Genomic DNA, 20,144 nt, shown 5'->3' with positions numbered 1-20,144 from the left:
TAGCGGCGTCACCGCCACGGCAATGTCCCTAAAACCGATTCAAATGCAATTGGTTGCATCGAAACACAGGTCGAAAGTTTGTTTTCGCACCACAACTTTCAGACGATCACCCCTTCGCTCCCGCCGAGACTTGATCGAAGGAAGGATTCGGGCTTTTTCGTGATGTCAGCTTGAGCTTACGGCATATTTCGCCGGTGTTGCGATCATGTTTCGAAACAGGCGTTAATCGTTTGCAGCAACCCGTTCGATCCTGATCACGAACAGCGTCGCCGTTCGGGCAGGCTCCAAGCGCCATTTTAGGGCGCCCGGCCCGAGCAACAGCGTGTCGCGGGGCCCGATGCGGACGGGCGTCGCACCGGCCACCGTGATTTCGCCGTCAAAACACAGGATGAGGGTAGTATCGGGCGCCGACTGGATATCGGTCGGGGCCGAAATCACCACGCGCTCGACGGCGTGGGTCATCCGTCCGCGCCGCGTCATGACGTTGAGATCGGTGATCGAACCGGCGATCAGCGCGGCTTGCGTCGGCACATCGGCCGGAAAGGAAAGCGGGGCGGAAGCTTTGGTCACCGTAGCCACCGGGCGGCCGGCGATATCAAGGACGATCCCCTCGCCTTCCAGCACGGCCAAGGTTCGGTCCACTCCGGCAAACCCGGAGAATGGCCCACCGCTTTCGACGCGCGCCATGGAGATGCGCCAGTCGAAATCGTCGAGCGCAGCACCTGCGGGCGAGACGGCGATTTCCGTCGTCACCCCGCCGCCGTTCTTCCACAGCATAGACCGGTATTCGGCTGCCCGAAGAATGCGCAAGGCGCGGTTCAGCCGAGGATGCCTGGCAGGTTGAGCTGGTGCTCCCTGGCGCAGTCGATGGCGAGATCATAGCCGGCATCGGCGTGGCGCATGACGCCGGTTGCGGGGTCGTTCCACAGCACCCGCTCCAGGCGTTTGGCCGCTTCGCGCGTGCCATCGGCGACGATAACCATGCCGGCATGCTGCGAAAAACCCATGCCGACGCCACCGCCATGGTGCAGCGACACCCAGGTTGCGCCGGAGGCGGTGTTGAGCAGCGCATTGAGCAGCGGCCAGTCGGACACGGCGTCCGAGCCGTCCTTCATCGATTCCGTCTCGCGGTTCGGCGAGGCAACCGAGCCGGAATCGAGATGATCGCGGCCGATGACCACCGGCGCCTTGAGCTCGCCCTTCGCCACCATTTCGTTGAAGGCGAGGCCGAGCCGGTGGCGATCGCCGAGACCGACCCAGCAGATGCGCGCCGGCAGGCCCTGGAAGGCAATACGCTCGCGCGCCATGTCGAGCCAGTTGTGCAGGTGGGTGTTGCCGGGGGTCAATTCTCGCACCTTGGCATCGGTCTTGTAGATGTCCTCGGGATCGCCGGAGAGGGCTGCCCAGCGAAACGGGCCGATGCCGCGACAAAACAGCGGTCGGATATAGGCCGGCACGAAGCCCGGGAAGGCAAAGGCGTTCTCGAATCCTTCCTCCTTCGCCACCTGACGGATGTTGTTGCCGTAATCAAGCGTCGGCACGCCGGCATTCCAGAACGCCACCATCGCCTCGACATGTTCGCGCATCGACGCGCGCGCCGCCTTCTCGACCGCCTTCGGGTCGCTGGTGCGCTTCTCGCGCCATTCGCCGAGCGACCAGCCTTTGGGCAGATAGCCATTGAGCGGATCATGCGCCGACGTCTGGTCGGTGACTAAATCGGGGCGCACGCCACGCCGCACCAGTTGCGGCACGATGTCGGCGGTGTTGCCGACCAGACCGACCGATTTCGCCTCGCCGGCCCTGGTCCAGCGCTCGATCTTTTCCAGCGCCTCGTCGAGCGTGTCGGCGCGCTCGTCGACATAGCGGGTGCGCAGCCTGAAATCGATACGGTCGGGATCGCATTCGATCGCCAGGCAGCAGGCGCCGGCCATGACCGCAGCCAGCGGCTGGGCGCCGCCCATGCCGCCGAGGCCGCCGGTCAGGATCCATTTGCCCCTGAGATTGCCGCCGTAATGCTGGCGGCCGGCCTCGACGAAGGTCTCGTAGGTGCCCTGCACGATGCCTTGTGTGCCGATGTATATCCACGAGCCGGCCGTCATCTGGCCGTACATCATCAGGCCTTTCTTATCGAGCTCGTTGAATTTCTCCCATGTCGCCCAGTGCGGCACGAGGTTGGAATTGGCGATCAGCACGCGCGGCGCATCCGTGTGAGTCCGGAACACGCCGACCGGCTTGCCCGACTGCACCAGAAGCGTCTCGTCATCTCCAAGCGTCTTCAGCGAGGCGACGATGCGATCAAAGTCGTTCCAGGTGCGCGCCGCCCGGCCGATGCCGCCATAGACGACCAGTTCGTTCGGGTTTTCGGCGACGTCGGGATCGAGATTGTTCATCAGCATGCGCAACGGCGCTTCCGTCAGCCATGTGCGGGCATTGAGCTCGCTGCCGCGTGGGCTGCGGATTTCGCGGATGTTATGACGAGGATCGGTCATGGCGTCACTTTTCCTTTCGAATGAGCTGCGCGGCGGAGCGTCAGCGCCCGGCCCAGGCGATCGCGCTTTCCAGGATCCGCTTCAGCGTGGCGCGGATCGGCGCGGCGAATGCGGGGTCGTAAGGCACCGGCCAATTGTCGGGCGTCCCCTTGCCCTCGGGCTCGCGCATATAGCCGCGGTTGGACAGTTCCATCTGCAGCGCGTGGACGTTGTTCTGCTGCCGGCCGAAATTGCGCGTAATCCAGCCGCCCTTGAAGCGGCCATTCACAACGTATGTCTCGCCGGTTCCGGCGAGGATCTCTTCGACCATCGCCTGCAAGGCCGGATCGGCGCTTTTGCCGTCATTGGTGCCCAAATTGAACACCGGCAGCGTGCCCTCGAACAGCCGTGGCAGCACCGAGCGGATCGAGTGGCAGTCATAGACCACGGCCCTGCCATGAGCGCCCTTCATCCGCGCAACTTCTCCAGCAATTGCGCTGTGGTACGGATAAAAAAAGCGACGGCTCCGATGCTCTATCTCTTCAGCGCCTGGTTCCAAGCCGGGGCGATAGAGCGGATCGCCGTCAAACGTCTCCGTTGGGCAAAGACCGGTGGTGGTTTGGCCGGGATACAGAGAAACACCTGACGGATCGCGATTGACGTCGATGACGCTGCGCGAGATCGACGTCCGGACAACGCTGGCGCCAAGATCAGCCGCAAAGTCATAGAGTTGTTCGATCCACCAGTCCGTGTCGCGACGTGCAAGCCACGGCGAAACGAACCGATCTTCCAAACCAGCCAGATCGGTGCCGGTATGCGGCAAGCTGACAAGCAGCGGCTCGGTTCCCTCATGGACGGTAAGCCAGTCGCGCTCGTTCATGATGCGGCTCCAGAAACCCCCGGCAGCGCCACCGCGCTCGCCGCCCTCACCGCCGCACCGCTGCGCACCATGGCGATGGCCTTTTCCATGTCGGGGTGGAAATGCCGATCATTCTCGAGATGCGTCACTTCGGCCCTGACCAGCCTGCGCACCGCTTCGAGCGGCGCACTCGATGCCAGCGGCGCATGGAAATCGCAGCCTTGCGCCGCAGCCAGCAATTCAATGCCGATGACGGCCGTCGCATTCTCGACCATGCCGATCAGCCGGCGCGCGCCATGCGCTGCCATCGAGACGTGGTCTTCCTGATTGGCAGAGGTCGGGATCGAATCGACGCTGGCCGGATAGGCCTTCTGCTTGTTTTCCGAGACGAGTGCCGCCGCCGTCACCTGCGGGATCATAAAGCCGGAATTCAAGCCGGGCTTCGGCGTCAGAAAAGCCGGCATGCCCGACAGCGCTGGGTCGACCAGCATGGCGATGCGCCGTTCCGACAGCGAGCCGATCTCGCAGACAGCGAGCGCGATCATGTCGGCGGCAAAAGCCACCGGCTCGGCGTGGAAATTGCCGCCGGAAAGTGCGGTATCGTCATCGGCGAAGATCAGCGGATTGTCGGTGACGCCGTTGGCCTCGGTGCCCAGCGTGTCGGCAGCCTGGCGCAGGACACTGAGCGCCGCGCCCATCACCTGCGGTTGGCAGCGGAGGCAGTACGGATCCTGCACGCGCTCGTCGCCGAGGCGGTGCGATTCACGGATGGCACTGCCGGCCATCAGGTTGCGCAGCGCCTCGGCCGTCTCGATCTGGCCGCGATGTTTCCTGAGCAGATGGATGCGCGAATCGAACGGAGCGTCGGAGCCTTTGGCGGCATCGGTCGACAGCGCGCCGGCGACCAGCGCCGACTGATAAAGCACTTCAGCGTCGAACAGGGCGGCCAATGCATAGGCGGTCGAGAACTGCGTTCCGTTGAGCAGCGCCAACCCTTCCTTGGCGCCAAGCGTGACCGGCTCCAGCCCGTGTGAGACGAAGGCGACCTTGGCCGGGAACTTGCCATGGGGGGTAAAACATTCGCCGACGCCGATCATTACCGCCGTCATGTGCGACAGCGGCGCCAGGTCGCCGGAGGCGCCGACCGAGCCTTGCGCCGGCACCACCGGAATGACGTCATTGGCCAGCATTGCTTCGAGCAACTCAATGGTCTGCGGCCGAACGCCGGAGGCGCCCTGTGCCAGGCTGGCAAGCTTCAGTGCCATCATGAGTCGGCAAACAGCGACCGGCATCGGTTCGCCGACGCCGGCGGCATGCGACAGCACGATGTTGCGTTGAAGGGTCTCGAGGTCGGCGGAGGGGATACGGACGCTGGCCAATTTGCCGAAACCGGTGTTGATGCCATAGACCGGCTCACCATTGGCGACGATCCGCGCAACCGCTTCCGCGCTGGCCTTGATCTTCGGCCAGCAGGCAGCGTCCAGCTTCGGCATCGCGCCACGATAGAATTCGCGCCAGTCGGCCAGCGTTGTGTTGCCCGGCTTGAGTTTGAATTCGCTCATCGTCCTCTCCAGATGCGGGCATGCAGCGGGTTGAAGCCCATGCGGTAGACGAGCTCGGCCGGGCGGTCGATATCCCAGATCGCCAGGTCGGCTGATTTTCCAGCCTCCAGCGTACCGGTTTTTCCGAGCAGTCCCAGCGCGCGGGCGGCCTCGCGGGTGACACCGGCAAGGCATTCGTCAACAGTCAGCCCGAACAAAGTCGCCGCCATGTTCATGGTCAGCAGCAGCGAAGTCAGCGGCGATGTGCCGGGATTGCAGTCGGTGGCGACCGCTATTTTGACGCCGTTCTGGCGAAACAGACCGATCGGCGGCTTCTTGGTCTCGCGGATGAAATAGTAGGCGCCGGGCAGGATCGTCGCCACGGTTCCTGCCCTCGCCATCGCTGCCGCACCCGCCCCGTCAGTGTATTCGAGATGGTCGGCCGACAGGGCGCCATAACGCGCCGCAAGTTCTGCGCCGTGCAGATTGGACAATTGGTCAGCGTGGAGTTTTACCGGCAGACTTAGCGCCTTGGCCGCGTCGAACACGCGAGAAATCTGCTCGGGCGAAAAGGCGATGCCCTCGCAAAAGCCATCGACCGCATCGGTCAGGCCTTCGGCAGCGACGGCCGGCAAAATCTCCTTTGCGACCAGATCGATAAAAGCGTCCTTGTCGCCTTTCGCTTCAGGCGGCAGGGCATGGGCGCCGAGGAAGCTCGTCCTTACTGTTACTGCACGATGTTCGCCCAGGAGCCGCGCGGCGCGCAGCGATTTCTTCTCATTTTCAAGATCGAGCCCGTAGCCCGACTTGATCTCGATGGTGGTGAGGCCTTCCGCGATTAACGCGTTGAGGCGCGGCACCGACTGCACAACCAGTTCGTGCTCGCTGGCAGCGCGCAGCGCCTTGACCGACGAGACGATGCCGCCGCCCGCTCGAGTCACCTCCTCATAAGTCGCTCCGGCCAGCCGCATCTCGAATTCGTTAGCGCGGTTGCCTGCATGGACCAGATGAGTGTGGCAGTCGATCAGGCCCGGCGTTATCCAACGCCCTTCGCAATCGATACTCTCGGCTGCTTGGCCAAGCGCTGCCGGCATATCAGCTTCCGGGCCGGCGTAGACGATCCGGCCATCGCGCGCGGCGATCGCGCCGTCTTCAACGATGCCCAGCCCAGCGGCGCTTTCAGCCATGGTCGCCAGACGCGCATTGCGCCAGAGGCGAACCTCCCCTGACGGGCTTTTGCTCTCTCCAACCATCATCTTTTCCGTTTCAATCGGCGACGATTATGTATATACATATTGGAACGTACTGCAAGTGGTATCATTGCACGGGACACAGGGAATCGGAGAGAAAAACGTGACGGCGATCTTTGCGGAACAGGTGCTTCTGCCCGACGGCTGGCATTCCAATGCCCGGATCGTGGCCAGTGAAGGGCGCATCGCCACGGTCGAGCCGAACACTGCATCCCAGCCCGGCGACGAATGCCATGCCATTCTGCTGCCAGGCATGCCGAACCTGCACAGCCACGCCTTCCAGCGCGGCATGGCCGGCCTTGCCGAGCTTCGCGGCCCTTCGGCCGACAGTTTCTGGAGCTGGCGCGAGGTGATGTACCGCTTCGCACTGTCGATGACACCGGACCAGGTCGAGGCGGTTGCCGCGCAGCTCTATGTCGAGATGCTGGAGGCTGGGTTCTCACGCGTCGGTGAGTTTCACTATCTGCATCACGACCGCGACGGCCGGCCCTACGCCAACATCGCCGAGATGGCCGAGCGCATCACTGCCGCGGCTGCCGATACCGGCATCGGGCTGACGCTGCTGCCGGTCTTCTATGCGAATGCCTCTTTCGGCGGCGCAGCGCCGAACGAAGGCCAGCGGCGATTCATCAACGATGTGAATCGGTTCTCGCGGCTTGTTGAGAAATGCCGCGAATCCGTTCGCACCTTGAATCACGCGGTCGTCGGCATCGCCCCGCACAGTCTGCGCGCCGTGACACCGGAGGAGTTCGAAAACATCGCGGCAATGGTACCGGGCGGACCGATCCACATCCATATCGCCGAGCAAGTGAAGGAGGTCGAGGACTGCGTTGCCTGGTCTGGGGCGCGGCCGGTCGAATGGCTGCTCGCCAATGCCAATGTCGATAAGCGCTGGTGCCTGATCCACGCCACCCACATGACCGAGACCGAGACCGCGGCCATGGCGAAAAGCGGGGCCATCGCCGGCCTCTGCCCGATCACCGAGGCCAATCTCGGCGACGGCACCTTTGCAGCACCTTTGTTCAGACAACATGGCGGCCGCTTCGGCGTCGGCTCCGATTCCAACGTGCAGATCGGCCTGCCGGACGAATTGCGGCAGCTCGAATATTCGCAGCGCCTCGCCCACCGTGCCCGCAACGTGCTGGCGGTCGCCGGCGGTTCAACCGGCCGCGCACTGTTCGATGCCGCGCTCGACGGCGGCAGCGCCGCGCTTGGCACAGGCCTCTCGCAGATCGCCGCCGGTGCCCCGGCCGATTTCGTCTCGCTCGATGGCAATCATCCCTCGCTGGCCGGCAAGACGGGCGATGCGGTGCTCGATGCCTGGATCTTCGCCAACGGCACCAATATCGATTGCGTCTGGGTGCATGGCAAGAAACTGGTCAGCGGCGGCAGGCATGCAAGGCGCGATGCCATTGCCGAGCGTTTTCGCAAGGTGATGACGGCGCTTTCGGCACGAGCATGATCGGAACAATCGATGTAGACGTCGGCGAGCCTCTCTCGCTGCATCAGCGCATCCTGTCCGACATCAGCGAGCGGATTCTGTCCGGCGTCTGGGCGCCCGGCTACCGCATTCCGTTCGAGCACGAACTGACGGCCGAGTACAACTGTTCGCGCATGACGGTGAACAAGGCGCTGTCGCAGCTTGCCAAGGCCGGGCTGATCGAGCGCCGCCGCCGCTCCGGCAGCTTTGTCCGGCGGCCGCAGTCGCAAGCCGCGGTACTGGAAATCCACGACATCAGGATCGAGGTCGAAGCGCTCGGCCTGCCCTATCGCTACGAGCGTGTGGCGCGACACAAAAGGCGCAGCAGCGCGGAGGATCGCGCCTTGCTGGAACTCGCTTCTGCCGGATCTGTGTTGGCGCTGGAATGCCGGCATTTCGCCGGTAACCGGCCGTTCGCCCACGAACAGCGGCTAATCAACCTGGCCGCCGTGGCCGAGGCCGCCGACGAGGAATTTCTTGTCATCGCGCCCGGGCCGTGGCTGATCGCCCGCGTGCCATGGAGCGCCGCCGAGCACCGCATCCGCGCCGTCGCCGCCGACAGGCACATTGCGGCCGCACTCGCTATCGAGGCCGGCGCACCGTGCCTGGTGGTCGAGCGGCGGACATGGAGCGCCGAGCACCCCGTCACCCATGTCCGTTTCACTTACCCGGCGGACAGCCACATGCTGGTGGCACGGTTCACGCCTTCGCAGGGGTGATTTGCAATGGCGCTTGAGGTTGGCGAAAGCCGGCGTGCCCGTCCGATCTCCCCCTCGTGGGGGAGATGTCCGGCAGGACAGAGGGGGGCGTGAAGGATCGCCAAACTTCAATCCTTCGACAGATGCGAAGATGTCCTGGGTGTAGCTGGATTTCACGGAGAATTCGGCGGGACAGCGCCCCCCCTCTGCCCTGCCAGGCATCTCCCCCACAAGGGGGAGATCGGCAGCTTCACCGCATCTCAAATCGCTGCAGTTATAATAATCTCGACCAGATATTCCGGCCCGGCAAGCTTGGCCTCGCCGGTGGCGCGCGCCGGTGTGTGGCCCTGCGGCACCCACTTGTCCCATTCCGCGTTCATCTCGGCAAAGGTGTTCATGTCTGCCAGCCAGATGATCGCCTGCAGGATCTTGGTCTTGTCGGTGCCGGCTTTGGCCAGCAATTCGTCAATGGCAGCCAGTATGTCCCTTGTCTGGGCGCCGACGTTTCCGCCCGGTTCGCCGACCTGACCAGCCAGATAGACGGTGTTGCCGTGGATGACGATCTGGCTCATGCGCGGGCCAACATCGATGCGACGAATGCTCATTGGACGTTTCCTTCTTTGTGGGTCGCGCCTCTTTAGAGTCGCGGTCCGCCCGGGGCAAGGTTGCATGAGCGAATCCTCTTGAGCCAGCAGGGGTGGGCCGAAAAGGCACCCGCCAAATTGCTCCTGTCGCCGCAATTCCGCCGGATTGACTTGCCTAATGTAATAACATCACATATCCGCCGCTGCCGTATCAGTCGTGTCCCACGGATCGTCACATGACCAAAACCTGCCTGACCTTCCGCGACCTGACGCTGGGCTACAACAGCCATCCGGCGATCCATCATCTCGATGGCACGATCCGCCGGGGATCGCTGACGGCGATAGTCGGCGCCAATGGCTCGGGCAAGTCGACCCTGATGAAGGGCATCGTCGGTGTGTTGAAGCCGATGGCCGGCACGGTTGTCCGCGCGCCCGGCGTGCGCGCCGCTTATCTGCCGCAACAGTCGGAGCTCGACCGCTCCTTTCCGGCCAGGGTCGTCGATCTGGTTTCGCTCGGCCTATGGCCACGGCGCGGGCTGCTCGGCCGCTACACCAGGGAAGATCGCGATTCGGTCAGCCAGGCGCTGATGGCCGTCGGCCTCGGCGGCTTCGAAAAGCGCCCGATCGACACATTGTCGGGCGGCCAGTTGCAGCGCACGCTGTTCGCCCGCGTGCTGCTGCAGGACGCCGATCTCATTCTGCTCGACGAACCGTTCAACGCCGTCGATACCAAGACCGTCGGCGACCTGATCGCACTGATCAAGCGCTGGCATGGCGAGGAACGCACCATCATGGTGGTCGTTCACGACCTGGATCTGGTGCGCCAGAATTTCCCCGAGACGCTGCTGCTGGCGCGCCAGCCAATCGCCTGGGGCGAAACCAAGGAAACGCTGCGGCCGGAAAACCTGTTGCGCGCGCGCCGCTTCCATGAAGCCTGGGAGGAGAACGCGCCCTGGTGCGAGCCCGACAACCATGAGCACGGCGGTCACGGTCACGACCATGGGCAAGACCATCATCACGGCTCCGGGCCGAGGGCGGCATGATGGACACGCTCTACGGTCTTTTCATCGCTCCGTTCGCCGATTTCGCCTTCATGCAGCGGGCGCTCCTCGGCTCACTGATGCTGTCGCTCGGCGCCTGCCCCGTCGGCGTCTTCCTGATGCTGCGGCGCATGAGTCTCTCCGGCGACGCCATGGCCCACGCCATCCTGCCGGGTGCTGCCGCCGGTTTCCTGTTCTATGGGTTGGAGATCCTGCCGATGACCATCGGCGGGTTGATTGCCGGCATCATCGTCGCGCTCGGCGCCGGCGCCGTCTCGCGCTTTACCATCCAGCGCGAGGATGCCTCGATGGCGGCCTTTTATCTGATTTCGCTGGCCATCGGTGTCCTGATGGTGTCGATCCGCGGCTCCAGTGTCGATCTCATGCATGTGCTGTTCGGCACCGTGCTGGCGCTCAACAATGAAGCGCTGACGCTGATCGGCGGCATCGTGCTGGTTACGCTGGTCAGCCTCGCCATCTTCTGGCGGGCGCTGGTCGCCGAATGTCTCGACCCGCTGTTCCTGCGTTCGGTCAGCCGGTTGGGCAGTCCGGTGCATTTCATCTTCCTCGGCCTCGTCGTGCTCAACCTGGTCGGCGGCTTTCAGGCGCTCGGCACGCTGCTTTCCGTGGGGCTGATGATGCTGCCTGCGGCCGCCGCCCGCTTTTGGACCATGCGCGTCGAGCCGATGTGCGTGCTGGCGGTGCTGATCGGCTTTGCCTCCTGCGTCGCGGGGCTGCTTCTGTCCTATCACGTGTCGCTGCCTTCCGGCCCGGCCATCATCCTGTCTGCGGGCGTCGTCTATTTTGCCTCGATCCTGTTCGGCACGCGCGGTATCCTGCGCGCCCGTATTATCCATCACCGCCACAGAACCGCCTGATCCCAACAGAGGAGAGCTGTCCATGCTGAAATCGATCCGCGCCGCCTTGGCAATGAGCGTTATAACGTTAACTGCCTTTGGTGCGTCATCGGCCCTCGCGGAGCCGTTGAAAGTGGTCGCCAGCTTCACGATCATTGCCGATTTCGCCAAAAATGTCGGCGGCGAGCGCATCAATCTGACCACCATCGTCGGGCCGGATGGCGATGCCCATGTCTACGAGCCGAGCCCGGCTGACGCAGTGGCGATGGCGAGTGCGGATGTGGTGCTGGTAAACGGCCTGCATTTCGAAGGCTTTCTGCAGCGCCTGGTCGACGCCAGCGCCACCAAGGCGACAATCGCCGTTCTGACCAAGGGCGTCACGCCGATCAACTTCAAACCCGAATTCGCCGATGCCGATGCCGCTGAAGGCGCCCATACCGATGGCGAAACGGCCACCGATCCGCATGCCTTCCAGTCGATTGCCAATGCCAAAATCTATGTGAAGAACATCGCCGACGCCTTCTGCACCGCCGACGCCGCGGGTTGCGACAGCTACAACACCAATGCCGCAGCATACACCGAGAAGCTCGATGCGGTCGAAGGCGAAGTGAAGGCGGCAATCCAGTCGATCCCGGAAGAGAAACGCGTCGTCATCACCTCGCATGACGCCTTCGGCTATTTCGAGAAGGCCTATGGCCTCACCTTCCTGGCCCCCGAAGGGGTGTCGACCGAGTCGGAGCCGTCCGCTGCCGACGTCGCCAAGCTGGTCAGTCAGGTGAAGCAGGACAAGGCGGCGGCTGTCTTCATCGAGAACATCACCAACGCGCGGCTGATCGAGCAGATCGCCAGCGAGACCGGCATCAAGGTGGGCGGCACGCTCTATTCGGATGCGCTGTCGCAGCCCGACGGCCCGGCCTCGACCTATATCGACCTGATGCACAACAACATCGCCCAGATCAAAGGCGCGATCCTCGGAAGCTGACTCGAGCGTGTCTATGCGATCGGGGCATTATCGCCCCGGTTGGATTTTCCGGCCTGCAATATCTATTTGGCAGAGAATTCCCCCGATGCGGATTGCCGCCCATGCCAGGGAGTGGCAAGACTGCCGCTAAATCAGATTGCGAGGACAGTGCCATGGAATACCGTCAGATCAGCGAGGACTATTCGGTCTCCGGCCAGATCCAGCCCGAGGACGTCGCCGCCATCAAGGGCGCCGGCTTCAAGAGCGTGATCTGCAACCGGCCCGACAACGAGCAACCCGGGCAGCCATCGGCCGACACCGTCAAGGCAGCAGTGGAGGGAGCCGGCCTTGCCTTCCGCTACATCCCGGTGATCAGCGGCCAGATCACGGCCGAAAACGTCGAGGACCAGGCCGAGGCGCTCGACGAACTCGAAGGTCCGGTCTTCGCCTATTGCCGTTCGGGCGCACGCTGCACCAATCTTTACGGACTGATCCAGCAGTCAAAGGGCTAAATCGGCAGCGCGCCGGTTTCCTTCAGCGTTTCGAGCACGATCGCCGTCTTCACATGCTGCACGGATTCGTGCGGCAGCAGCACGCCGTTGACGAATTCCGACAGTGACTTCAGGTCCGGCGTCACCACCTTCAGGATGTAGTCCATCTCGCCGGTTAGCGCGTGTGCCTCCTGCACTTCCGGCAGCCGCGCCACCAATTCGCCGAAGCGTTGTGCATTGTCGCGGTTGTGGGTGGCGAGCGTCACCGAGATGACATTGACCAGCGAGAAGCCGAGCTTGTCGCGATCGAGCACCGCCCGATAGCCCCTGATGTAGCCGTCCTCTTCCAGCCTCTGGCGCCGGCGCGAACATTGCGACGCCGACAGGTTCACCCGTTCTGACAAATCGTTGTTGGTCAGCCGCGCGTCGCCCTGCAACAGAGCCATTATCTTGCGGTCAAACTGATCGACACGCGCGTCATCCATGGATTCTTCTCCATACGTGCACAATTCGCGCATCACCTGATCATTTCAAGCGCTTGAATGCAAGCACCGTGCACCTGCTCCGCGCTATAATCACGTCGAAATGGCCTTTTCCGGCCACGCCAGCTTTTTGGAGGACATTGTTATGGGTCCATTCCCGCACGACGCACCGCCCGCAAAGATCAGCAAGGCCAATCCCGCCGGAACCGACGGCTTCGAATTCGTCGAGTTCGCGCATCCCGAACCGGAAAAGCTCGCCGAGCTTTTCACCCGCATGGGTTATATGCCGGTGGCCAAGCATCGCACTAAGAACATCACCGTCTGGCGGCAGGGCGACATCAATTATGTCGTCAATGCCGAACCCGGCTCGCATGCGATGAAGTTCGTTGACAAGCATGGGCCGTGCGCTGCCTCGATGGCCTGGCGGGTGGTTGACGCCAAGCATGCCTTCGACCATGCCGTCGCCAAGGGCGCCACACCCTATGAAGGCAAGGACAAGGCACTCGATGTGCCGGCGATATCAGGCATCGGCGGTTCGCTGCTCTATTTCATCGAAGCCTACGGCGAGAAAGGCTCGGCCTACGAGGCCGTTTTCGACTGGCTGGGCGCGCGCGACCCGAAGCCGGAAGGCGTCGGCTTCTATTATCTCGACCACCTCACCCATAATGTCTATCGCGGCAACATGGACAAATGGTGGGATTTCTATCGCGACCTGTTCGGCTTCAAGCAGATCCATTTCTTCGACATCGACGGCAAGATCACCGGCCTGGTCAGCCGCGCCATCACTTCGCCCTGCGGCAAGATCCGTATCCCGCTCAACGAGTCCAAGGACGACACCAGCCAGATCGCCGAATATTTGAAGAAATATAATGGCGAAGGCATCCAGCACATCGCCGTCGGCACGGACGAGATCTACGGCGCCACCGACAGACTGGCAGCTAACGGGCTGAAGTTCATGCCGGGCCCGCCGGAAACCTATTATGAGATGTCCCATGCCCGCGTGCACGGCCATGACGAGCCGATCGAGCGGATGAAAAAGCACGGCATCCTGATTGACGGCGAAGGCGTGGTTGACGGCGGCACGACCAAGATCCTGCTGCAGATCTTTTCAAAAACCGTAATCGGCCCGATCTTCTTCGAATTCATCCAGAGGAAGGGCGACGAAGGTTTTGGCGAGGGCAATTTCCGCGCGCTGTTCGAATCGATCGAGCAGGACCAGATCAAGCGCGGCGTGCTGAAGGTGCAAGCGGCGGAGTGAGGGAGGCGACCGCGCCTCCAAATTCCTTGCGGTTCGATCGATTATGACCTAAATTCTGGTCATAAAGGATCAACCCATGAATATATCGATCGCCGAAGCCAAGGCGAAATTGTCGGAACTTGTCAGCCGGGCGGAAGCGGGCGAAGAGATCGTGCTCACCCGGCATGGCAAAGTCGTTGCTCGCCTCGTACCGCCAGCATCGCCCGACCTCCTGCCTCGCATCGGCGCTTTGAAGGGTAAGATCCGGATCGCAGACGATTTTGACGAACTCGGTCCCGAATGGGACGAGTACGTTAAATGACGATCGGCCCGTTTCTCGCCGACACGCAAATCATCCTTTGGTCGATTGCGGACAATCCTCGTCTTCGCGATCCGCATCGTGCCATTCTAACGTCAGATGCGGTCGTCTTTGCCAGTGCCGCCAGCGTTTGGGAGATCGCCATCAAGCGCGCGATCGGAAAGCTCGAAGCTCCCGATGATCTGGCAACGCTGCTTCCGAAGATGCGCTTTCTTCCCCTCACCATTACTTTTCAACATGCGCAAAGGGCTGGCGGCCTGCCTCATCACCACGGTGATCCATTCGACAGGCTTCTCATCGCGCAGGCGCAGGTGGAGAACCTAACCATTCTGACGGCTGACCCGCATTTCGCCCGTTACGATGTCGCCTTGGCCTGACTGCCTAGTTCCAACCTCTCGACCTCGGCTTTCCTCAGCTTCAGATCGTAGTCGAGGAAGAACTCGTCGAGTTGCGGCGGCTTCACCGAGGTGCCGGAAAGCATCGCATGCACCTGGCCGCGATGATGGATATCGTGGATGAATAGATGGGCGAGGATGTCGCCGATCTTTTCCGGGATCATACCGTCCTCGCGCCGGTCGGTGATGACGCGACGGTCGAGATCGGCATCAGAAAGCCGGTCACAGAAAGCGATGAGCCTGCGGTCGAAAATGGCCTGTGCCGCCGCCAGTTCCATCGGATCACCGAACGGCACGAAATCGTCATGGGCGGCAGCACCGACGCCGCCTTCCTCAAGAAAGTCGAGATAGAGATGATCGACCGCCAGGATGTGGTTGAGCGTTTCCTTGATCGACGGAAAAAAGCTGGTGCGCTCGGCCTCGAACTCCCCGGGCTTGAGCACGAGCACGGCGCGATAGAGGCGGTCGTTCGACCAGAGATTGTTGCGCGCCATGCGGCGGAAATGGTCCAGCAAGTCCATGACTTCACTCCGCTGACTGGACCAAAGACACGCCCGCCCACAGAAGCGCAAATCCGGCGAGAACGATCAGCAGAAGCCGATTCATGCGCCGCCGGATGGCTTGCGTTTCCTGATCCCGCGCGACATTCATGTTGGTAACGGTGTGGAACATCATTGCGTTGCGCGGAAAGCCGCTGCGGTTGGTCAGGTCGGGAGAGCGCGCCTCGATGCGATAGCTCAGCCGGATCGCCTGGATGAAGATCGCCAGCATGACAAGAGCCCAGACACCGCAAAGAAGATAGAATGTCTCGCCTGTCATTCTCTCACCCCCCGTATTTCTCGACCTTCTGCTCGATGGCGCCGAAGATCGTATGTCCGGTCCTGTCCTTCATCTCGATGCGTATCGTGTCGCCAAAGCGCAGGAACGAGGTTATCGGTTCGCCGGCCTCGATGGTCTCGATCATACGCAACTCGGCAATGCAGGAATAGCCGGCGCCGCCCGCCGAGACGGGCTTGCCGGGGCCGCCGTCGAGCTTGTTGGAGACCGTGCCCGAGCCGATGATCGTGCCGGCGGCCAGCGGCCGGGTTTTCGCGGCATGTGCAATCAGCGCCGGAAAATCGAAGGTCATATCCACGCCTGCGTTCGCCCGGCCAAACGGCTTGCCATTGAGATCGACCAGCAGCGGCAGGCTGACCTTGCCGCCATCCCAGGCTTCGCCCAGTTCGTCCGGTGTCACCGCGACGGGCGAGAAAGCCGAGGACGGCTTTGATTGGAAGAAGCCGAAGCCCTTTGCAAGCTCTGGCGCAGTGAGGGAGCGCAGCGTGACGTCATTGACCAGCATGATCAGCCGGATCGCGGCCCTTGCCTCATCGAGGCTTGCGCCGATCGGCACATCGTCGACGATGACGGCGACCTCCGCCTCCATGTCGACGCCAAAAGCCTCGTCGACTATCCGGATCGGGTCGCGCGGCGCGATGAAACTGTCCGAACCACCTTGGTAGATCAGCGGATCGGTCCAGAAGCTTGCCGGCATCTCGGCGCCGCGCGCCTTCCGCACCAGTTCGACATGGTTCACATAGGCCGAGCCATCCGCCCATTGATAGGCGCGCGGCAGCGGCGAATGAGCGTCATGCTCGTGAAAGCGCGCTGACGGCACCGCATTGTTCTCCAGCGATTCCGCTATTGTCGCGAGATGCGGGGCGATCCGGCTCCAGTCGTCGAGCGCGGCCTGAAGCGTGCGCACCAGAAACGAGGCATCGGTGAACCGCGTCAGGTCGCGCGAGACGACGACCAACTTTCCGTCACGCGTCTCGTCCTTCAATGTGGCAAGCTTCATGTGTCCTCCCCAGGGCGTTTACTCGTAGTATTTGCCGGCATAGATAACTCTGGCTGCGGCTTTCCAGGGATTGTCACGCGCCAAAAATGCCGGGTCGCCCCGCCCATTGTCTTCGAACCAAGCGACCGCTGATTCAAGAAATGTGCTGAGCGAGCCATTTTTCCATCCGTTCCAGCCGGTATCAAGTCCTGCTGGCGTCGTTGCCTCCTTGCGGTCCGCGTCCTTACGGTCCTTGCTCAGCGCGTCGATGAACCGGACGAAAGATGGCAGATCCTGCACCTTCTCAAGAAGCATCGAGAGTTGCGTCGCGGATCTCTCCTCGGATTCGCGCACCTCTTCCCAAAGCTTGTCGTTGGCCATCCTCACTCCCTAAGCCCCACAACAAGGCCGTCGCGGGCGATCGTCAAGTCTCCGGCCCATGTTTTCCTGACGGCGGCGATCCAGTCGGCTTCGCCGATCTCGGGATCGTCGGCTGGAATGAGGTGGTTGAGCACCAGTCGCCCGACCCGGGCATCGGTGGCGATGCGACCCGCCTCCCCGGCAAAACTGTGGCTGGCGAGCAGATGCTCTCTGAGCCGCGCGCCGTTGCCGGTTTTCGCGACAAGCCGCTCGATGCCCTCCTCCAGCATCGCTTCATGGACCAGGATGTCGGCGCCTTTGGCAAAATCGGCCAATGGCGAAAAGAGTGCCGTATCGCCGGAGAACACCACGCTTTGTCCGGCATGCTCGAAGCGCACCGCGAAGCAGTCGGTCACCGGCGGATGGTCGACGCGCAGCGCGGAAACCTTCAGGCCACATTCCTCCATCACCCGGCCTTCGCCGAACTCGACAATCGAAACCATATCTTCGATATCAGGCCGGCCTTCGTCGACGATGCGTATCTCGATGTCGAATTCCATCGCCTGGCAAAAACGCTGCCAGTAATGGCCGGTGCCGGGCGGGCCAAATACGGTGACCGGTGTCGCCAGACCCGCCGTCCAGGCAGTGTGGACCAGCGGACCGAGTTCCAGCACATGGTCGGAATGCAGATGCGTGATGAAGATCAGGTCGAGCGCCTTCAGGCTGATGCCGGCATCGGCCAGCCCGCGCGTGACGCCAAGCCCGCAATCGATGACGATGGTGCGGCCGCCGATCTCTAACAGCGAGGAACTCGGCCACGGTCCGCCCGGCCGAAGTGCCGGGCCGCCCTTCGAGCCCAGCAGCACCAGCCGATCCCGCGTTGGATCAGCGCTCAAGACCAGTCGCCCTCCGGCGTACCGTTGAAGCGCTTCTTCAGATCGGCCCAGCAGTCGATGTAATTGTCCTGCCGGGTTTCGAGCTCGGCGGCGTAGCGGGTCAGCATCTGCGGGAATCGCGTCTCGAACATGAAGGCCATGGTGTTGTCCAGCTTGACCGGTTTCAGCTCAGCGCGCGAGGCCTTTTCGAAGCCAGACGCGTCAGGCCCGTGGGCCAGCATCAGATTGTGCAGGCTGATGCCGCCCGGAACGAAGCCCTCCTCCTTGGCGTCGTACTGGCCGTGGATCAGGCCCATGAACTCGCTCATGATGTTGCGGTGGTACCAAGGCGGGCGGAAGGTGTTTTCGGCCACCAGCCAGCGCGGCGGGAAGATGACGAAGTCGATGTTGGCGGTGCCCTCCTCGCCGCTCGGCGCGGTCAGCACCGTGAAGATCGATGGATCGGGATGGTCGAATAGAATCGCGCCGACAGGCGAAAAGGTCGCAAGATCATATTTATAGGGCGCGTAATTGCCGTGCCACGCCACCACGTCGAGCGGCGAATGGCCGATCTCGGTGACATGGAATTGGCCGCACCATTTCACGGTCAGCCGGCACGGCGTCTCCTTGTCCTCGAACCAGGCGCAAGGCGTCTTGAAATCGCGCGGATTGGCCAGGCAATTGGCCCCGATCGGGCCACGATCCGGCAGCGTCAGCTTGGCGCCGTAATTCTCGCAGACATAGCCGCGCACTGTTTCATCGGCCAGTTCGACCTTGAACACGAGGCCGCGCGGCAGCACGGCGATCTCGCCGGGTCGCAATTCGATGACGCCCATTTCGGTAACGAAGCGCAGGCTGCCGACCTGCGGGACGACCAGCAGCTCCCCGTCGGCGTTGAAGAAATGGTCGTCGACCATCGAACGGTTGGCCACATAGACATGAGCCGCCATGCCGGTCTGGCCGAGCACGTCGCCAGCGGTGGTGATGCTGCGGATGCCGGCAATGAAGTCGGTCGGCTCCTTCGGCATCGGCATCGCGCTCCAGCGATATTGGCCGAGCGCCAGTTCGTGATCGCCGACATTCGGCGCGCTCTTCCACAGCGGATAGTTCGCTGGTTTGAAGCGGCCGGTGTGCCTGACGCTCGGCCTGATGCGATAGAGCCAGGAGCGCTCATTGGTGCCGCGTGGCGCGGTGAAGGGTGAGCCGGAAAGCTGCTCGGCGTAGAGGCCGTAGGCCGGCCGCTGTGGCGAATTCCGCCCTTGCGGCAGCGAACCGGGCAAAGTTTCGGTTTCGAAGTCGTTGCCGAACCCCGGCATGTAGGAAAAGGCCATGGTTTCCTCCCGAATTCACACTGCCAGAGCGTCTTTTGCGCGTCCGCGAGGACGCGCGGCGCTCTGGATTGACCAAACTGGTTTCATTTGTAACCATTGAAAATGTAACCATCAATGGCGACTGCGAAAATGACAGCCAAGCGCGAGACCTCTGGCGAACCGGAAATCCTCGAACTCGAAAGCTTCCTGCCCTATCGGCTCTACCGGCTCGCCGATGCCGTCAGCCGCGAATTCTCAAGGATTTACAAGGATCGCCACGGCCTGACGCGGCCTGAATGGCGCACGCTGGCCGGCCTCGGACAGCACGGGACCATGACCGCGACAGCGCTCGGCGAACAGTCGGCGATGCACAAGACCAAGGTTTCACGCGCCGTGGCGGAGCTCGAACGGCGCCGCTGGCTGACGCGAATGCCGGACGAAAATGACCGCCGAATCGAGCACCTGATGCTGACTGGAGCGGGCCTTGCCGCCTATCGCGAGATGGTGCCGCTAGCAAAGGCGTTCGAGCAGGAATTGCTGGCAAAGCTCAGCGCTGGCGAGCGCACCGCGATCACAAATGGATTGGGTGCGCTCCAGGAGGCTCTGGGCAAGGATTAGGCGCTCACCAGTCCATCACCACTTTGCCCGAACTGCCGCTACGCATGGCGTCGAAACCCGTCTGGAAATCGTCGATCCCGATGCGGTGGGTGATCAGCCCTGAAACATCGAGCGGGCCTTGCACCAGGGCGATCATCTTGTACCAGGTCTCGAACATCTCGCGGCCGTAGATGCCCTTGAGATGCAGCATCTTGAAGATGACCTTGTTCCAGTCGATCTCGAAGCCGGTCGGCGCGATGCCTAGAATGGCGATCTTGCCGCCATTGTTCATGGCGTCGATCATGTCGCGGAAGGCGGGTGCGGCGCCAGACATTTCGAGGCCGACGTCAAAACCTTCGGTCATGCCGAGCGCCGGCATGAGATCGCGCAGCTTTTCCTTAGACGCGTCGACCACATGCTGGACGCCGAGCTTTTTCGCCAGTGCCAGCCGCACCGGGTTGATGTCGGTGATGACCACTTTTCGCGCGCCGACGCACTGCGCCACCAGCGCACCCATGATCTGT

At 62.5% G+C, this 20,144-nt stretch carries 24 protein-coding genes; 10 read left to right on the top strand and 14 right to left on the bottom strand.

The features are described from left to right. Positions 1-222 precede the first annotated feature (222 nt). Genes EOA78_RS06435 through hutI form a run of 5 tightly spaced genes read right to left on the bottom strand, consistent with a single transcriptional unit; the run spans position 223 to position 6,121 of the window. Complete coding sequence (locus EOA78_RS06435) at positions 223-810, bottom strand: HutD family protein (protein WP_127314394.1); 588 nt, start codon at positions 808-810, stop codon at positions 223-225. Between the two features lie 8 nt (positions 811-818). Further along, complete coding sequence (gene hutU / locus EOA78_RS06430; protein ID WP_127314393.1) at positions 819-2,489, bottom strand: urocanate hydratase; 1,671 nt, start codon at positions 2,487-2,489, stop codon at positions 819-821. Positions 2,490-2,529: 40 nt separating this feature from the next. Then, complete coding sequence (gene hutG, locus EOA78_RS06425; RefSeq protein WP_127314392.1) at positions 2,530-3,348, bottom strand: N-formylglutamate deformylase; 819 nt, start codon at positions 3,346-3,348, stop codon at positions 2,530-2,532. Continuing rightward, a complete protein-coding gene (hutH, locus tag EOA78_RS06420) occupies positions 3,345-4,889 on the bottom strand; it encodes a histidine ammonia-lyase (protein ID WP_127314391.1) in 1,545 nt (514 codons plus the stop codon). Before hutH ends, hutG begins: the two co-directional genes overlap by 4 nt. Continuing rightward, a complete protein-coding gene (gene hutI / locus EOA78_RS06415; protein ID WP_127314390.1) occupies positions 4,886-6,121 on the bottom strand; it encodes an imidazolonepropionase in 1,236 nt (411 codons plus the stop codon). The genes hutH and hutI overlap by 4 nt, the downstream gene beginning before the upstream one ends. Before the next feature lie 100 nt (positions 6,122-6,221). Here hutI and EOA78_RS06410 point away from each other — a divergent pair, with 100 nt between their 5' ends. After that, a complete protein-coding gene (locus EOA78_RS06410; protein ID WP_127314389.1) occupies positions 6,222-7,580 on the top strand; it encodes a formimidoylglutamate deiminase in 1,359 nt (452 codons plus the stop codon). Beyond that, positions 7,577-8,317, top strand: a complete 741-nt coding sequence (gene hutC, locus EOA78_RS06405) for a histidine utilization repressor (protein WP_127314388.1) — start codon at positions 7,577-7,579, stop codon at positions 8,315-8,317. Before EOA78_RS06410 ends, hutC begins: the two co-directional genes overlap by 4 nt. Positions 8,318-8,556: 239 nt before the next feature. Here hutC and EOA78_RS06400 read toward each other — a convergent pair whose 3' ends face one another. Further along, positions 8,557-8,901 (bottom strand): RidA family protein, encoded by a 345-nt coding sequence (locus tag EOA78_RS06400; RefSeq protein ID WP_127314387.1) that lies wholly within the window; start codon positions 8,899-8,901, stop codon positions 8,557-8,559. Between the two features lie 215 nt (positions 8,902-9,116). On the opposite strand from EOA78_RS06400, the gene aztA reads away from it, so the two are divergent. From aztA to EOA78_RS06380, 4 genes are all read left to right on the top strand, one after another. Beyond that, positions 9,117-9,923 carry a zinc ABC transporter ATP-binding protein AztA gene (aztA, locus tag EOA78_RS06395; protein ID WP_127314386.1) on the top strand — a complete coding sequence of 269 codons (807 nt, stop codon included), beginning with the start codon at positions 9,117-9,119 and terminating at the stop codon, positions 9,921-9,923. Further along, the gene (gene aztB, locus EOA78_RS06390; RefSeq protein WP_127314445.1) at positions 9,923-10,798 is read left to right on the top strand and encodes a zinc ABC transporter permease AztB; all 876 of its coding nucleotides are present in this window, start codon (positions 9,923-9,925) and stop codon (positions 10,796-10,798) included. The genes aztA and aztB overlap by 1 nt, the downstream gene beginning before the upstream one ends. Before the next feature lie 22 nt (positions 10,799-10,820). Further along, positions 10,821-11,759: a zinc ABC transporter substrate-binding protein AztC gene (gene aztC / locus EOA78_RS06385; protein ID WP_127314385.1), complete on the top strand. Its 939-nt coding sequence runs from the start codon at positions 10,821-10,823 to the stop codon at positions 11,757-11,759. A 152-nt stretch (positions 11,760-11,911) separates the two neighbouring features. After that, entirely contained in the window at positions 11,912-12,250 is a 339-nt protein-coding gene (locus EOA78_RS06380) for a TIGR01244 family sulfur transferase (RefSeq protein WP_127314384.1), read from the top strand. Here EOA78_RS06380 and EOA78_RS06375 read toward each other — a convergent pair. Then, on the bottom strand, positions 12,247-12,714 hold the full coding sequence (locus tag EOA78_RS06375; RefSeq protein ID WP_077372472.1) for an Lrp/AsnC family transcriptional regulator: 468 nt from the start codon (positions 12,712-12,714) through the stop codon (positions 12,247-12,249). The two genes, EOA78_RS06380 and EOA78_RS06375, sit on opposite strands and share 4 nt — an antisense overlap. A 142-nt stretch (positions 12,715-12,856) precedes the next feature. On the opposite strand from EOA78_RS06375, the gene hppD reads away from it, so the two are divergent. The 3 genes from hppD to EOA78_RS06360 all read left to right on the top strand — a co-directional run bounded on the left by hppD (position 12,857) and on the right by EOA78_RS06360 (position 14,644). Then, a complete protein-coding gene (hppD, locus tag EOA78_RS06370) occupies positions 12,857-13,969 on the top strand; it encodes a 4-hydroxyphenylpyruvate dioxygenase (RefSeq protein WP_127314383.1) in 1,113 nt (370 codons plus the stop codon). Positions 13,970-14,045: 76 nt separating this feature from the next. Further along, positions 14,046-14,270 carry a type II toxin-antitoxin system Phd/YefM family antitoxin gene (locus EOA78_RS06365; protein WP_127314382.1) on the top strand — a complete coding sequence of 75 codons (225 nt, stop codon included), beginning with the start codon at positions 14,046-14,048 and terminating at the stop codon, positions 14,268-14,270. Beyond that, positions 14,267-14,644 (top strand): type II toxin-antitoxin system VapC family toxin, encoded by a 378-nt coding sequence (locus tag EOA78_RS06360; RefSeq protein WP_127314381.1) that lies wholly within the window; start codon positions 14,267-14,269, stop codon positions 14,642-14,644. Before EOA78_RS06365 ends, EOA78_RS06360 begins: the two co-directional genes overlap by 4 nt. Here EOA78_RS06360 and EOA78_RS06355 read toward each other — a convergent pair. From EOA78_RS06355 to hmgA, 6 genes are read right to left on the bottom strand one after another with little or no spacing between them, the layout of a single operon-like run. Then, positions 14,623-15,183 carry a DinB family protein gene (locus EOA78_RS06355; RefSeq protein WP_127314380.1) on the bottom strand — a complete coding sequence of 187 codons (561 nt, stop codon included), beginning with the start codon at positions 15,181-15,183 and terminating at the stop codon, positions 14,623-14,625. The genes EOA78_RS06360 and EOA78_RS06355 overlap by 22 nt on opposite strands. A 4-nt stretch (positions 15,184-15,187) precedes the next feature. After that, entirely contained in the window at positions 15,188-15,481 is a 294-nt protein-coding gene (locus tag EOA78_RS06350) for a hypothetical protein (protein WP_127314379.1), read from the bottom strand. A 4-nt stretch (positions 15,482-15,485) separates the two neighbouring features. Further along, a complete protein-coding gene (locus EOA78_RS06345) occupies positions 15,486-16,499 on the bottom strand; it encodes a fumarylacetoacetate hydrolase family protein (protein ID WP_127314378.1) in 1,014 nt (337 codons plus the stop codon). Between the two features lie 18 nt (positions 16,500-16,517). Beyond that, positions 16,518-16,859 carry a hypothetical protein gene (locus EOA78_RS06340; protein ID WP_127314377.1) on the bottom strand — a complete coding sequence of 114 codons (342 nt, stop codon included), beginning with the start codon at positions 16,857-16,859 and terminating at the stop codon, positions 16,518-16,520. 2 nt (positions 16,860-16,861) lie between these two features. After that, on the bottom strand, positions 16,862-17,734 hold the full coding sequence (locus tag EOA78_RS06335; protein ID WP_127314376.1) for an MBL fold metallo-hydrolase: 873 nt from the start codon (positions 17,732-17,734) through the stop codon (positions 16,862-16,864). After that, positions 17,731-19,044 carry a homogentisate 1,2-dioxygenase gene (gene hmgA / locus EOA78_RS06330; RefSeq protein ID WP_127314375.1) on the bottom strand — a complete coding sequence of 438 codons (1,314 nt, stop codon included), beginning with the start codon at positions 19,042-19,044 and terminating at the stop codon, positions 17,731-17,733. The genes EOA78_RS06335 and hmgA overlap by 4 nt, the downstream gene beginning before the upstream one ends. 114 nt (positions 19,045-19,158) lie before the next feature. Between hmgA and EOA78_RS06325 the strand changes: the two genes are divergently transcribed. Next, positions 19,159-19,641, top strand: a complete 483-nt coding sequence (locus EOA78_RS06325; protein ID WP_245477411.1) for a MarR family transcriptional regulator — start codon at positions 19,159-19,161, stop codon at positions 19,639-19,641. A gap of 4 nt (positions 19,642-19,645) precedes the next feature. Here the strand turns inward: EOA78_RS06325 and EOA78_RS06320 are convergent. Then, positions 19,646-20,144 (bottom strand): zinc-binding dehydrogenase (locus tag EOA78_RS06320; protein WP_164783658.1); only part of this gene is annotated, 499 nt, incomplete at its 5' end.

It is taken from the genome of Mesorhizobium sp. M5C.F.Cr.IN.023.01.1.1 (genome assembly GCF_003997585.1).
GTDB lineage: Bacteria > Pseudomonadota > Alphaproteobacteria > Rhizobiales > Rhizobiaceae > Mesorhizobium > Mesorhizobium wenxiniae.
Note: the sequence above shows the minus strand (reverse complement) of the source record. Positions and strands in the feature narration are given on the sequence as shown.

Bases quoted from the DNA above. Each gene is read 5' to 3' on its own strand.
- hutU (WP_127314393.1), bottom strand. From the start codon at position 2,489: ATGACCGATCCTCGTCATAACATCCGCGAAATCCGCAGCCCACGCGGC.
- hutG (WP_127314392.1), bottom strand. From the start codon at position 3,348: ATGAACGAGCGCGACTGGCTTACCGTCCATGAGGGAACCGAGCCGCTG.
- hutH (WP_127314391.1), bottom strand. From the start codon at position 4,889: ATGAGCGAATTCAAACTCAAGCCGGGCAACACAACGCTGGCCGACTGG.
- hutI (WP_127314390.1), bottom strand. From the start codon at position 6,121: ATGGTTGGAGAGAGCAAAAGCCCGTCAGGGGAGGTTCGCCTCTGGCGC.
- hutC (WP_127314388.1), top strand. From the start codon at position 7,577: ATGATCGGAACAATCGATGTAGACGTCGGCGAGCCTCTCTCGCTGCAT.
- EOA78_RS06400 (WP_127314387.1), bottom strand. From the start codon at position 8,901: ATGAGCATTCGTCGCATCGATGTTGGCCCGCGCATGAGCCAGATCGTC.
- aztA (WP_127314386.1), top strand. From the start codon at position 9,117: ATGACCAAAACCTGCCTGACCTTCCGCGACCTGACGCTGGGCTACAAC.
- aztB (WP_127314445.1), top strand. From the start codon at position 9,923: ATGGACACGCTCTACGGTCTTTTCATCGCTCCGTTCGCCGATTTCGCC.
- aztC (WP_127314385.1), top strand. From the start codon at position 10,821: ATGCTGAAATCGATCCGCGCCGCCTTGGCAATGAGCGTTATAACGTTA.
- EOA78_RS06380 (WP_127314384.1), top strand. From the start codon at position 11,912: ATGGAATACCGTCAGATCAGCGAGGACTATTCGGTCTCCGGCCAGATC.
- EOA78_RS06375 (WP_077372472.1), bottom strand. From the start codon at position 12,714: ATGGATGACGCGCGTGTCGATCAGTTTGACCGCAAGATAATGGCTCTG.
- hppD (WP_127314383.1), top strand. From the start codon at position 12,857: ATGGGTCCATTCCCGCACGACGCACCGCCCGCAAAGATCAGCAAGGCC.
- EOA78_RS06365 (WP_127314382.1), top strand. From the start codon at position 14,046: ATGAATATATCGATCGCCGAAGCCAAGGCGAAATTGTCGGAACTTGTC.
- EOA78_RS06360 (WP_127314381.1), top strand. From the start codon at position 14,267: ATGACGATCGGCCCGTTTCTCGCCGACACGCAAATCATCCTTTGGTCG.
- EOA78_RS06355 (WP_127314380.1), bottom strand. From the start codon at position 15,183: ATGGACTTGCTGGACCATTTCCGCCGCATGGCGCGCAACAATCTCTGG.
- EOA78_RS06350 (WP_127314379.1), bottom strand. From the start codon at position 15,481: ATGACAGGCGAGACATTCTATCTTCTTTGCGGTGTCTGGGCTCTTGTC.
- EOA78_RS06345 (WP_127314378.1), bottom strand. From the start codon at position 16,499: ATGAAGCTTGCCACATTGAAGGACGAGACGCGTGACGGAAAGTTGGTC.
- EOA78_RS06340 (WP_127314377.1), bottom strand. From the start codon at position 16,859: ATGGCCAACGACAAGCTTTGGGAAGAGGTGCGCGAATCCGAGGAGAGA.
- hmgA (WP_127314375.1), bottom strand. From the start codon at position 19,044: ATGGCCTTTTCCTACATGCCGGGGTTCGGCAACGACTTCGAAACCGAA.
- EOA78_RS06325 (WP_245477411.1), top strand. From the start codon at position 19,159: ATGGCGACTGCGAAAATGACAGCCAAGCGCGAGACCTCTGGCGAACCG.